General features: G+C 73.6%; 10 protein-coding genes and 1 tRNA gene. 6 read left to right on the forward strand and 5 right to left on the reverse strand.

What is annotated here, in order from left to right; translation table 11 throughout:
• Nucleotides 1–2: 2 nt before the first annotated feature.
• From aroA to LIV55_RS04695, 3 genes are read left to right on the forward strand one after another with little or no spacing between them, the layout of a single operon-like run.
• Nucleotides 3–1,298: a 3-phosphoshikimate 1-carboxyvinyltransferase gene (gene aroA / locus LIV55_RS04685; protein WP_229299331.1), complete on the forward strand. Its 1,296-nt coding sequence runs from the start codon at nucleotides 3–5 to the stop codon at nucleotides 1,296–1,298.
• Complete coding sequence (rsgA, locus tag LIV55_RS04690; protein WP_229299332.1) at nucleotides 1,298–2,371, forward strand: ribosome small subunit-dependent GTPase A; 1,074 nt, start codon at nucleotides 1,298–1,300, stop codon at nucleotides 2,369–2,371. Before aroA ends, rsgA begins: the two co-directional genes overlap by 1 nt.
• Before the next feature lie 43 nt (nucleotides 2,372–2,414).
• Entirely contained in the window at nucleotides 2,415–3,212 is a 798-nt protein-coding gene (locus LIV55_RS04695) for an inositol monophosphatase family protein (RefSeq protein WP_229299333.1), read from the forward strand.
• Between the two features lie 70 nt (nucleotides 3,213–3,282).
• On the opposite strand, the gene LIV55_RS04700 is transcribed toward LIV55_RS04695, so the two are convergent.
• From LIV55_RS04700 to ggt, 4 genes are all read right to left on the reverse strand, one after another.
• Nucleotides 3,283–4,680 carry a M16 family metallopeptidase gene (locus LIV55_RS04700; RefSeq protein WP_229299334.1) on the reverse strand — a complete coding sequence of 466 codons (1,398 nt, stop codon included), beginning with the start codon at nucleotides 4,678–4,680 and terminating at the stop codon, nucleotides 3,283–3,285.
• Complete coding sequence (locus tag LIV55_RS04705) at nucleotides 4,677–5,975, reverse strand: M16 family metallopeptidase (RefSeq protein WP_229299335.1); 1,299 nt, start codon at nucleotides 5,973–5,975, stop codon at nucleotides 4,677–4,679. Before LIV55_RS04705 ends, LIV55_RS04700 begins: the two co-directional genes overlap by 4 nt.
• Before the next feature lie 54 nt (nucleotides 5,976–6,029).
• Nucleotides 6,030–7,451 (reverse strand): NAD(P)/FAD-dependent oxidoreductase, encoded by a 1,422-nt coding sequence (locus LIV55_RS04710; RefSeq protein ID WP_229299336.1) that lies wholly within the window; start codon nucleotides 7,449–7,451, stop codon nucleotides 6,030–6,032.
• Nucleotides 7,452–7,517: 66 nt separating this feature from the next.
• Nucleotides 7,518–9,380 (reverse strand): gamma-glutamyltransferase, encoded by a 1,863-nt coding sequence (gene ggt / locus LIV55_RS04715; RefSeq protein ID WP_191563838.1) that lies wholly within the window; start codon nucleotides 9,378–9,380, stop codon nucleotides 7,518–7,520.
• Nucleotides 9,381–9,470: 90 nt separating this feature from the next.
• On the opposite strand from ggt, the gene LIV55_RS04720 reads away from it, so the two are divergent.
• The 3 genes from LIV55_RS04720 to LIV55_RS04730 all read left to right on the forward strand — a co-directional run bounded on the left by LIV55_RS04720 (nucleotide 9,471) and on the right by LIV55_RS04730 (nucleotide 11,457).
• Nucleotides 9,471–9,671, forward strand: a complete 201-nt coding sequence (locus LIV55_RS04720) for a hypothetical protein (protein ID WP_229299337.1) — start codon at nucleotides 9,471–9,473, stop codon at nucleotides 9,669–9,671.
• 113 nt (nucleotides 9,672–9,784) lie between these two features.
• Nucleotides 9,785–10,294 carry a VOC family protein gene (locus LIV55_RS04725; RefSeq protein WP_191563836.1) on the forward strand — a complete coding sequence of 170 codons (510 nt, stop codon included), beginning with the start codon at nucleotides 9,785–9,787 and terminating at the stop codon, nucleotides 10,292–10,294.
• Nucleotides 10,291–11,457, forward strand: coding sequence for an alpha/beta hydrolase (locus LIV55_RS04730; protein WP_229299338.1), 1,167 nt, complete (start codon nucleotides 10,291–10,293; stop codon nucleotides 11,455–11,457). Before LIV55_RS04725 ends, LIV55_RS04730 begins: the two co-directional genes overlap by 4 nt.
• A 69-nt stretch (nucleotides 11,458–11,526) precedes the next feature.
• On the opposite strand, the gene LIV55_RS04735 is transcribed toward LIV55_RS04730, so the two are convergent.
• A tRNA-Met gene (locus tag LIV55_RS04735) sits at nucleotides 11,527–11,603 on the reverse strand.
• Between the last annotated feature and the right edge of the window lie 244 nt (nucleotides 11,604–11,847).

The following is an 11,847-nucleotide window of genomic DNA, read 5'->3' on the forward strand; positions in this document are numbered from 1 at the left end:
GCATGGATCATCCCGACTGGTCGGCGCCGGCGAGCCCCGGTCCCCTCGACGCCAGGGTCGCCCTGCCCGGCAGCAAGTCCCTGACGAACAGGTACCTCGTCCTCGCCGCGCTGGCCAGCGGCACCTCCCGGCTGCGCGCGCCGCTGCGCTCGCGCGACACCGAGCTCATGGCGCAGGCGCTGCGATCGCTCGGGACCGGGGTCGAGGACGCGACGGCCGCCCGCGGCGCCCTCGCCCCGGACTGGATCATCACCCCGTCGGCGCTGCGCGGCGGCGGTGAGGTCGACTGCGGCCTCGCCGGCACCGTCATGCGCTTCGTCCCGCCGGTCGCGGCGCTGTGCGACGGGCCCGTGGCCTTCGACGGCGACGAGCACGCGCGGGTGCGCCCGATGGCGGCCGTGCTCGACGCGCTGCGCGACCTCGGCGTGCGCGTCGAGGACGACGGCCGGGGCGCGCTGCCCTTCGTCGTCCACGGCACCGGGTCGGTGCGCGGCGGCCGGGTCGTCATGGACGCCTCGGCCTCCTCGCAGTACGTCTCGGCGCTGCTCCTCGCGGGGTCCCGCTTCGAGGAGGGGATCACCGTCGTGCACGAGGGCGGCCCGCTGCCCTCCCTCCCCCACGTCGAGATGACCGTCGAGGCGCTGCGCGACGCCGGCGCGGTCGTCGACGACTCCGAGCCGAGCACGTGGCACGTCGAGCCCGGCGAGCTGCTGCCGCTCGACGTCACGGTCGAGCCCGACCTGTCCAACGCCGCCCCCTTCGTCGCCGCGGCCCTCGTCTGCGGCGGCACGGTGCGGGTGCCGCACTGGCCTCAGCACACGACGCAGGCCGGCGACCGGATCCGCGAGCTGCTCGCGGGCATGGGCGCCGAGGTCGTGCGCGAGGGCCAGGACCTGCGGGTCACCGGTCACGGCCAGGTCGGAGCCTTCGACGTCGACCTGCACGACACCGCCGAGCTCACCCCCGTCGTCGCCGCGCTCGGGGCGCTCGCCGACGGCCCGTGCCGCATCCGCGGGGTCGCCCACATCCGCGGCCACGAGACCGACCGGCTCGCCGCCCTGCGCACCGAGCTCGAGGGCTTCGGGGTCGGGGTGGAGGAGCTCGAGGACGGGCTCGTCATCCGACCGGCGCCGTTGCGGGCGCACTCGATGCGCACCTACGCCGACCACCGCATGGTCATGGCCGGTGCGGTCCTCGCGCTGCGCGCGCCCGGCACGGTCGTGCTCGACCCCGGCACCGTGGCCAAGACCCTGCCGAGCTTCACCGGCCTGTGGTCGGACATGCTCGGGCAGCGCTGATGCCGGGCCGGGGACGCGTCTACGACGAGCGCGACGTCCGCGTCCGGCCCAGCCGCCGCGGCACCCGCCCGCGCACGAAGGAGCGTCCCGCCCACGACGACGCCGTCGTCGGCATGGTCACGGCCGTCGACCGCGGCCGGTGGACGACCCTCGTGCCTGCCGACGCGGCCGGGCCGGAGCGTGTCGTCATCGCCATGCGGGCGCGCGAGTTCGGGCGCAGCCCCGTCGTCGTCGGCGACGAGGTGGGCATGGTCGGCGACACCTCCGGCGTCGAGGGGTCGCTGGCCCGGATCGTGCGCATCCAGGAGCGCCGCACGCTGCTGCGCCGCACCGCCGACGACACCGACCCCTTCGAGCGGGCGATCGTCGCCAACGCCGACCAGCTCGTCGTCGTCTCGGCCCTGGCCAACCCCGAGCCGCGTCCCCGCCTCATCGACCGCTGCCTCGTCGCGGCGTACGACGCAGGTCTGGACCCGCTGCTCGTCCTCACGAAGTCCGATCTCGCGAGCGGCGAGGACTTCCTCGCCCAGTACGCCCCGCTCGACGTGCCGCACGTGACGACCGCCGTGCTCGAGCCGGGCAGCGAGGGCCTCGCCGACCTGCAGCATCGGCTCGCCGGCCGGATGAGCGTGCTCGTCGGTCACTCCGGCGTCGGCAAGTCCACGCTCGTCAACGCGCTCGTACCCGACGCAGGGCGAGCCATCGGTCACGTCAACGACGTCACCGGGCGCGGCCGCCACACCTCGACCTCCGCCGTCGGCCTGCGCCTGCCGCCCCTCGACGGGTCGGACGACGCCCAGGGCGAGGACACCCCGTCGTCCGGGTGGATCATCGACACCCCGGGCATCCGCTCCTTCGGTCTCGCGCACGTCGAGCCCGACCGGATCATCGGGCACTTCCCCGAGCTGTCGCAGGGCGCCGAGGAGGGATGCCCGCGCGGGTGCACGCACGACGAGCCGGACTGCGGGCTCGACGAGTGGGTGGAGCAGGGGCACGCCGGGCCCAACGGCGAGCAGCGGCTGGACTCCTTCCGCCGACTGCTGCGCGCCCGCACGCCGCAGACCGGGGACTGAGGGGTCCCGGGGACGGGGCCGCCCGTCGGCTACGTTGACCGGCATGGATCCCAGCCCCTACGGAGACGACCTGCGCCTGGCGCACGTGCTCGCCGACCAGGTCGAGCCGATCACCATGGGGCGCTTCCGCGCCAGCGACCTCGTCGTCGAGTCCAAGCCCGACCTCACCCCGGTGACCCAGGCCGACCGCGACTGCGAGGCGACGATCCGCTCCCAGCTCTCGCGCTACCGCAACCGCGACGCCGTCATCGGCGAGGAGTTCGAGCCGACGGGGCACAGCAAGCGGCAGTGGGTCATCGACCCCATCGACGGCACGAAGAACTACGTGCGGGGCGTGCCCGTGTGGGCCACGCTCATCGGGCTCGTCGAGGACGGCGAGTGCGTCATGGGCCTGGTCTCGGCCCCGGCGCTCGGCCGACGCTGGTGGGCGGCGAAGGGTGCCGGCGCGTGGTCCGGCCGCTCGATCGCCAAGGCCGAGCAGATCCACGTCTCGAAGGTCGGCGAGGTCTCCGACAGCTCCTTCTCGTACTCCTCGATCGACGGGTGGCGCGAGGCCGGACGCGGCATGTCCTTCCTGCGGCTGACCTCCGAGGTGTGGCGCACGCGGGCGTACGGGGACTTCTGGTCCTACATGCTCCTCGCCGAGGGCGCGGTCGACGCCGCCGCGGAGCCCGAGCTCGAGCTCTACGACATGGGGGCGCTCGTCGCGATCGTCACCGAGGCCGGTGGGCGCTTCACCTCGCTCGAGGGCGAGGACGGCCCGTGGGGTGGCAACGCCCTGGCGACGAACGGCCTGCTCCACGACGCCTACCTCGATCGTCTCGCCCCCGACGAGTCCTGACGCGAGCTACCACGCAGTACTGGTGGTGATCACGACCAGTACTGCGTGGTAGCCGGAGGGGTAGGGGGCGTCAGGCGGGGACGACGCTCACGGGACCGATGCCGAGCGCCTCGACCTCGTCGCGGTACGCGGAGGCGTCACCGACGACGACGACGGTCCAGTCGGTGCCCACGTCCTCGCGCCACGCGGCGTCGAGGTCCTCCGGGGTGAGCCGGCGCATCGCGGCGACCGTGTCGGAGGTGAAGGTGAGCGGGAGCCCGTCGGCCGCGAGGTGGGCCAGCTCGTCGGCGAGTGCGTCGGCGGTCGCGTACCGGCCCGGCGCGGTAAGCGTCATGAAGTCCACGCCCGACGTCGCCTCGACCGGGGTCACCCCGTCGGCGACGCCGCGCAGGATCTCGTCGAGGAGGCGAAGGGAGTCGACCGTCGCGTCCGCGCGCACCGACCCGGAGACGACGAAGGTGCCGCCGACCTGGCGCGGGCGGAAGCCGCTGCGGATGCCATAGGTGTAGCCCTTCTCCTCGCGCAGGACCGCGTCGATCCGGGCGTTGGGGGCACCGCCGATGACGTAGCCGAGCACCGGGAAGGCCGGCCACCGCGGCGCCCGGCGGTCCGGGCCGGACGTCGCGAGGATGAGCTCGGACTGCACCGATCCGGGGCGGTCGACGAGCACGACCCGGGCGGCGTCCTGCGCCCGCGGGGCGGGCACGCGCTCCCACTCCTGCACCGGGCCCGGCGTCGTCCACGAGCCGAGGCTGGCCTCGAGCAGGCCGTCGACGTCGACGTCGGTGAGGTCCCCGGCGACGACGACGGTGCCGCCGTGGGGGTGGACGTGCTCGCGGTGGAACGCGACGACGTCGTCACGGGTGATCGCGGCGACGCTCTGCGCCGACCCCGCGCCGGGGCGGCTGGCCCGGGTCTGCGGGTCGTAGTACGTCGCGGCCAGCTGGCGCATCGCACGGTGCGGCGCCGACGCGCGCTCCTGCTCGATGTCCTGCAGCCGGGTGCGCACCGCCCGGGTGACCTCGCCCGGCGCGAAGGCCGGCTCGCGCACGATCTCGGTCATGAGGGTGAGCGCCTCGCCGAGGTGCCGCTGCGGCACGTCGAGGTCGACCCCGAGCGAGCCCTCGCTCATGCCCGCGCCGATCCCGACGCCGAGCCGCTCGAGGATCTCGGAGAGCTCGCGCTGGTCGTGCTGCTGGGTGCCCTCGTCGAGCAGCCCGGCCATGACCCACGCGACGCCTTCGAGCTCACGCGGCTCGGCGCGAAGGGGGAGCGGCAGGGTGAGGCGCACGGATGTCACGTACTGACCGGGCACGTCGAGGACGAGCGCGGTGAGGCCGTTGGGCAGCTCGCGCACACGCGGCTCGGGGAAGGTCCACTCCCCCGCGGCCGCGACCTCTGGCCGCCCCGGCTGGCCGCTCGGCTGGTCGGTGCTCGTCTGCTCGGTGCTCGTCTGGTCCATGCTCATGCGGCCACCTCCGTGCCGGCGCTCGTGCGGTAGGCGACGACGGCGCGCGCCTGCGGTCGCAACCACCGCGCCGCCGCCGCGCGCACCTCCTCGGCGGTGATCGCCGCTGCCTCGTCGAGGAAGGTGTTGATGTGCTCGGGGTCGTCGTGCAGCGAGGTGTAGTGGCAGATGATGTCGGCCCGCTCGTCCTTCGCGGCGAGCGCGGAGAGCCACGCCCGCTCCGTCTGGGCCAGCACGGCGTCCATCTGCGCGGAGGTCGGACCCTCCTGCGCGAAGCGCTCGAGCTCCTCGCAGATGCTCGCCTCGACCTCGTCGAGCGAGGCGCCGTCGGCGATGTCGGCGACGACGAGCCCGAGGCTCACCCCGTCGACGAAGCCCATCGCCGTCGACTGCACGTGGTTGGCGCTGCCCTGCTCGCGCACGAGCTGCTGCTCCAGCGGCGAGAAGCTCAGCCCCGCGAGGCAGTCGAGCGCGACGGAGCACGCGAGGAATTCGCGCCGCGACTCCCCCGACTCGGCCGGGAGCCGGAAGGCGAGGTGCAGCCGGTCGTTGGGCACCTCCGCCTCGGTGATCTCGTGGCGCACGGGAGAGGTGAGCGGCTCGAGCTGGGCGAGGGGCTCCCTTCGCGGCTCGGCACGGTGCTCGACCCACCCGAGGTAGCGCTGCGCGAGCTCGAAGCCGCGCTCGGGCGTGACGTCGCCGCACAGCGTGAGCACGGTGTTGTCCGGCGCGTAGTGCGCTCGGAAGAACGCGTGGACGTCCTCGAGCGAGGCGGCGTCGAGGTCCTCCATCGACCCGATCGTCGGGTGGTGGTACGGGTGACCCTGCGGGAAGACCGTCTCGTACACCGTCGTCATCGCCTGCCCGTAGGGCTGGTTGTCGTAGCGCTGGCGCTTCTCCTCCTTGACGACGTCGCGCTGGTTGTCCAGCGCCTCCTGCGTCACGGCGGCCAGGAGCGCGGCGTGCCGGTCGCCCTCGAGCCACAGCGCGAGCTCGAGCGCCCCCGTCGGCACCGTCTCGAAGTAGTTCGTGCGGTCGAACCACGTCGTCGCGTTGAGCCGTCCGCCGACGCCCATGAGCGCCTGGAAGTGCTCGCCCTCGGCGACGTGCGCGCTGCCCTGGAACATCAGGTGCTCGAAGAGGTGCGCGAAGCCGGTGCGGCCGGGCGCCTCGTGACGGCTGCCGACCCCCACCCAGAGGTTGACGGTGACGGTCGGGCTCGCGTGGTCGGGCTGGACGACGACGCGCAGCCCGTTGCCGAGCGTCCTCGTCTCGATCGGGTAGTCCAGGGACATGGCGTCACCCTAGACGCCACCCCTGGGCCACCCGACCGCCAGGACGGGCCGGGCTCAGGCGGCGGAGCCGGCCCCGCCCTCGGCGCGGCCGTCGCCCTCGTCGCGGTCGTCCCGTTCCTCGCCGACGCGCGGCATGCGCGGGTAGGCCGCCTCGTGCCCGAGGTCGTCCATCGCGTTGCGCGCGAAGACCTGCTGCATCGTCATGACGCGCTCGCCGCGGCTGTCGCCGAAGAAGGTGATGAACCAGTTGAGCAGGGTCGACACGCGCGTCTTGAAGCCGACCATCGCCATGAGGTGCACGGCGAGCCACGCCATCCACGCGATGAAGCCGCTGAAGTTGATCTTGCCGACGGAGGCGACGGCGGAGAACTTCGAGATCGTCGCCATCGAGCCCTTGTCGCGGTAGACGAAGGGGTCGGCCGGCGCCTTGCCCTCGAGACGCCGCACGATCTGGTCGGCCGCGTAGCGCCCGCCCTGGATCGCGAGCTGGGCGACGCCCGGGTAGCCCTTGAGGTTGACCATGTCGCCGATGACGAAGATCTCGGGGTGGCCGGGCACGGTGAGGTCGTCCTCGACGTGCACGCGGCCCGCGCGGTCGACCTCGGCACCGGTCTGCTCGGCGACCATCCGGCCGAGGGGCGACCCGGCGACGCCGGCGGCCCACACCTTCGTCATCGCGTCGATGCGTCGACGCTCGCCGCCCTCGTCCTCGACCTCGATGCCGGTCTCGTCGACGTCGACGACCTTCGCGCCGAGCTGGACGTCGATGCCGCGCTTGATGAGGCTGGTGCGCGCCTTCTCCGAGAGGCGGTCCCCGAAGGTCGGCAGCACCTTCGGCGCCGCGTCGAGGAGCACGACGCGGGCGTCGTGCGGGTCGATCCGGCGGAACTCGCGCTTGAGCGTGCGCTGCGAGACCTCGGCGATCTGACCGGCCATCTCGACACCCGTCGGGCCCGCGCCGACGACGACGAAGGTGAGCAGCCGCTCGCGCTCGGCGGGGTCGTCCGCGAGCTCGGCGAGCTCGAAGGCCCCGAAGATCCGACCGCGCAGCTCGAGCGCGTTGTCGATGTCCTTCATGCCCGGCGCGTGCCGAGCGTAGTGGTCGTTGCCGAAGTAGGACTGACCGGCGCCGGCGGCGATGACGAGGCTGTCGTAGGGCGTCGTCGTGTCGCGACCGACCGCGCGGTGGGTCACCGTGCGGGCCTCGACGTCGATCGCGTGCACGTCGCCGAGCAGCACCTCGACGTTGGCCTGGTGGGCGAGCACGTCACGCGTCGTCGGGGCGATGTCGCCCTCGGAGAGGATGCCCGTCGCCACCTGGTAGAGCAGCGGCTGGAAGAGGTGGTGGGAGGTGCGCGAGACGAGGGTGACGTCGACATCGGCGCGGGCTAGCGCCTTGGCGGTGAAGAGACCGCCGAAGCCCGATCCGATGATGACGACACGGTGCCGGCCAGTACGTGCGTTCACCCCATCCATTGTGCCCGCCTCCCTCTCCTGGCGACGAAACGACGGCTCCTCGCTGTCCACCCTTCGGTCGGGCGGCTACTGCCGTCCGTGGCCACGGCGACCGCGCACGACCCGGGCCGCCCCGCCGTCCCCGCGCACGGTCTCGGCGGCCGCGACGAGGGAGCGTCCCTCGACCGCCACCCCCGAGGCGTTGCCGATCCAGCGCTGCGGCGAGAGCCGGTGACCGCGGGCGGTGAGCTCCACCCCGACGGGGCTCGTCGCCAGACCCAGGTCCGCCCCTTCGGCGGCGTTGCGCGAGCTGAGCCGGGGTGCCGCGATGGCGTCGACGAGGTCGAGGTCGCGGTCGAGGTAGCCCAGGAGGATCTGGGCGACGCTCGTGATGATCGTCGCGCCACCGGGGGTGCCCGCGGTGACCTCCGGGCGCCCGTCGCGCAGGACGACCGTCGGGCTCATCGACGAGCGCGGCCGCTTGCCGGGACCGGGCAGGTTGGGGTCGGGCACGCCCGGGGTGAGCGGCACGAAGTCGAAGTCGGTGAGCTCGTTGTTGAGCAGGTACCCGTAGCCGGGCACGGTGATGCCCGAGCCGCCGGTCTGCTCGATCGTCAGCGTGTACGAGACGACGTCGCCCCACCGGTCGACGACGTTGAGGTGGGTCGTCGACTGGCCCTGGGTGGGCTGCCCCTGCCGGCCGCCCCCGCCCGGGGCGTCCTCGTAGTCGCCGTCCGGCGAGCCGAAGGGGACGGGTCGGGCCATCGCCCGCTGCGGGTCGAAGAGCAGCGCGCGCTCGCGGGCGTAGCCGGCCGAGAGCAGCTCGTCGACCGGGACGCCGGGCACGTCACCGACGTAGCGGTTGCGGTCGGCGAAGGCGGTGGCGCTCGCCTCGGAGAACCAGTGGTAGTAGTCGGCCTCGGGCAGGTCGCGCACCCGCCGCCCGGTGCGCTCCTCGTAGGCGCGCATGAGCAGCAGGATCTGGCCGACGGCGATGCCGCCGGAGCTCGGCACGTCCATGCCGCGCACGTCGCGGTCGCGGTAGCGCACCCGGGTCGGGGCCTGCACCGGCGCCCGGTAGCGCTCGAGGTCGCGCATCGTCAGCTGCCCGCGGTAGACCTCGACGCCGGGCGCGGTCGTGGGGTTGCGCACCTCGTCGACGATCGCCCGGGCGACCCGCCCGCGGTAGAGCTCACCGACGCCGTGGCGCCGGATGAGGGCGTAGGTGTCGGCGAGGTCGGGGTTGCGCATCGTGTCGCCGACGTCGGGGACCCGCCCGCCCGGCAGGTAGACCCGTGCGGTCTCGGGGAAGCGGCGGAAGCGCTCCTCGTTGGACTCGGTGTGGCTGCGGTAGTACGCGTCGACGACGAAGCCGCGGCGGGCGAGCTCCTCGGCGGGGCGCAGCAGCTGGCGCAGGCTGCGGCGGCCGAACTGCCGGGCCGCGACCTCCCAGGTCAGCGGCGTACCGGGGACGCCGACGGACAGCCCGGAGCTCACGGTCGCGTCGAAGGGGAGGGCGGTGCCGGCCCCGTCGGTGAGCGAGGTCGGCGTGAAGCTCGCCGGGGCGGTCTCGCGCCCGTTGATCGTCCACGTCCGACCGGTGCGGGTCTGGTGGTAGACGAGGAAGCCGCCCCCACCCAGCCCGCACGAGTACGGCTCGGTGACGCCGAGGGTCGCCGCCATCGCGATCGCGGCGTCGACGGCGTTGCCGCCCGAGCGCAGGACCTGGATGCCCACCTCGCTCGCATAGGGGTCGACGCTCGACACCGCTCCCCCGGAGCCGATCGCCTCGGGCACCTTGAGCGGCTCGGGGACCGGCCGCGGGTGGTGGGGTCGGTGACGGCGGGACGAAGGGGGTGCCGGCGCGGCTCCCGCGGCGGGGGCGGCGAGCGCGCCGACGGCGCCCGCCCCGGTCGCGGTGAGGACGGTACGACGGGAGATCTCGGCCATGTCAGCTCCTGTGAGGACGCGGGGTCTCCATCGTGGCCCAGGTCACCCGATCTCGCCTCCGGGGGCCGACGAGCGGTGCAGGATGCGGGGATGACGATCGGTCACGAGCACCCGACGAACCCACCTCAGCTGGTCTGCCCGCTGTGCAGCGGCACGAACTTCACGAAGGAGATCGCCAAGAGCGACTCCCGCTGGGGCTTCACGACGCACAAGGTGACGATGATGATCTGCACCCGCTGCGCTCACATCCTGCACTTCTACAACCACCGCTCGATCTTCGACATCGACTGAGCGGTCCGGGCCGGTCCGGTCCGGTCCGGTCCGGTCGGGATTGTTGAAGGAACAACTTCTTCGGTACGCTGTTGGTTAGAGCAACAACCGTCAGCGACCCGAAGGACCGCATCATGACCGTCAGCCCCGTCCGCCTCAACCACGCCGTGCTCTTCGTCGCCGACCTCGAGCGCAGCGTCGACTTCTACTCCCGTGCCTTCGGCATGGTCGTCATGGCCCGCGAGCCCCGCGCCGAGGCGGCCTTCCTGCGCCTGCCCCGCTCGGGCAACCACCACGACCTCGGCCTCTTCGGGGTGGGCCAGCAGCCGCCCCGCCCCCGCGGGTCGATCGGTCTGTACCACCTCGCCTGGCAGCTCGACACGATCGACGAGCTGGCGCAGGCCCGCACGACGCTCCTCGAGCTCGGCGCGTACACCGGAGAGTCGAGCCACGGCGCGACGAAGAGCGTCTACGGCGCCGACCCCGACGGCAACGAGTTCGAGATCATGTGGATGCTCCCCCGCGCGAGCTGGGGCGACTTCGAGGACAGCGCCCCGGTCGAGCGCCTCGACCTCGACGCCGACATCGCCCGCTGGGCGGGCGTACGGACCGCCGCCGAGCTCGTCCCGGTGGACGTGGCGTGAGCGCCACCCCCTTCGCCCCTCCCGTCGTCGCGACCCACGGGTCCACCGACCCGGCCGCCCCGCTCGTCGTGCTGCTGCACGGCCGCGGCTCCGACGAGCAGCAGATCCTCACGCTGGCGCCGCACCTGCCGACCGGGGTGGCCTACGCGGCCGTCCGCGCCCCCATCGCCGAGGGCGGCGGCTACGCGTGGTTCGCCAACCACGGCATCGGGCGGCCCCAGGCCGACTCGCTGCGCGAGACAACCGCGTGGTTCGGCCAATGGCTGGACGAGGTCGCCCCCGCCGGGCGCCCCGTCGTCCTCGTGGGCTTCAGCGGGGGCGCGGCCTTCGCGGGCGCGCTCGTGCTCGCCGACCCCGCGCGGTACGCCGGCGCGGCGGTCCTCTACGGCACCCTGCCCTTCGACGCCGGCCTGAGCACCGACCCCGGCCAGCTCGCCCACCTGCCGGTCTTCGTCGCGCAGGGGGACGCGGACCACGTCATCCCCCGCGAGCTGCTCGACCGGACCTGGCAGTACCTCCTGTCCGAGTCCGGCGCCCCGATCGTGGCGCTGCGCCAGCCCGGCGGGCATCAGCTGACCGCCGAGGTCGTGCACCGGCTCGCCGAGTGGGTCGCCCACCGGCTCGGACACGTCATCCACCAGGGAGCGGTCGAGGCCGGCGCCCGTCCGGCTCCGACCTGGCCGACCCTGGGCGGCGAGCTGCCCCACCGCAGGGGCCCGCGCCCCGCGGTGAGCTGGACCATCCCGCAGCAGCAGGACTCTCAGACGGCTCCCGTCGAGCTGCAGGAGCGGCTCTACGAGCACCTGCGCTCGCTCCGCGGCGTCGAGACCGGCCCGTCCCGGATCTCGGTCCCCGGCGCCCGCGGTCTCGTGCTGCACGAGGGCTCGGAGGACCCGCAGGCCTACCTCGTGGCGGAGGTCGGCGAGTTCGCCCACCTGCACCCGGCGCACGACGGGTCGATGCACCTCGTGCTCCCGGCCGATCTCGCCGCGGACGTCTCGGCGAAGGGGTGGGGTCGCCCGCACATGTGGGCCGGCACCCGGCTCTCGCCAGGCTTCATGATGGTCTTCGGGCCGCGTGACGAGGCCGAGCTCGCCGTGGTGCGAGGGATCGTCGAGGCCAGCCACGCGTACGCCTCGGGCGCCACGGCTCTCGCCGTCTGACCGCCCGGTGCCGCGAGGCGCGGGAGCACGACGAAGGGCCCGGACCAGATGGTCCGGGCCCTTCGCGGGTGGTAGCGGGGGCAGGATTTGAACCTGCGACCTCCGGGTTATGAGCCCGGCGAGCTACCGAACTGCTCCACCCCGCGTCGTTGCTCTGCCAAGGTTACGCGTCTGCGTCCGCTGGGCCAAATCGAGGTCCGAGGCGGTGGTCTCGAGGCTCGCTGACGCTCGCACCTCGACCCGCAAACCCTTGGTGGTCGAGGTGCGAAGGCCGCCTGCGGCCTGAGCCTCGAGACCACGGCTTCGTGGTCTCGAGGCTCGCTGACGCTCGCACCTCGACCAGCGAAGACCGGCTCGCCGGCGCTCGCACCTCGACCAGCGAAGACCGGC

This window comes from Janibacter melonis, assembly GCF_020567375.1.
Classification (GTDB): Bacteria; Actinomycetota; Actinomycetes; order Actinomycetales; family Dermatophilaceae; genus Marihabitans; species Marihabitans melonis.

What these genes read in the sequence shown, in the direction of transcription:
- LIV55_RS04710 (WP_229299336.1), bottom strand. Translation starts at nt 7,451, where the DNA reads ATGGATGGGGTGAACGCACGTACTGGCCGGCACCGTGTCGTCATCATC.
- LIV55_RS04700 (WP_229299334.1), bottom strand. Translation starts at nt 4,680, where the DNA reads ATGAGCATGGACCAGACGAGCACCGAGCAGACGAGCACCGACCAGCCG.
- LIV55_RS04725 (WP_191563836.1), top strand. Translation starts at nt 9,785, where the DNA reads ATGACCGTCAGCCCCGTCCGCCTCAACCACGCCGTGCTCTTCGTCGCC.
- rsgA (WP_229299332.1), top strand. Translation starts at nt 1,298, where the DNA reads ATGCCGGGCCGGGGACGCGTCTACGACGAGCGCGACGTCCGCGTCCGG.
- LIV55_RS04705 (WP_229299335.1), bottom strand. Translation starts at nt 5,975, where the DNA reads ATGTCCCTGGACTACCCGATCGAGACGAGGACGCTCGGCAACGGGCTG.
- aroA (WP_229299331.1), top strand. Translation starts at nt 3, where the DNA reads ATGGATCATCCCGACTGGTCGGCGCCGGCGAGCCCCGGTCCCCTCGAC.
- LIV55_RS04720 (WP_229299337.1), top strand. Translation starts at nt 9,471, where the DNA reads ATGACGATCGGTCACGAGCACCCGACGAACCCACCTCAGCTGGTCTGC.
- ggt (WP_191563838.1), bottom strand. Translation starts at nt 9,380, where the DNA reads ATGGCCGAGATCTCCCGTCGTACCGTCCTCACCGCGACCGGGGCGGGC.
- LIV55_RS04695 (WP_229299333.1), top strand. Translation starts at nt 2,415, where the DNA reads ATGGATCCCAGCCCCTACGGAGACGACCTGCGCCTGGCGCACGTGCTC.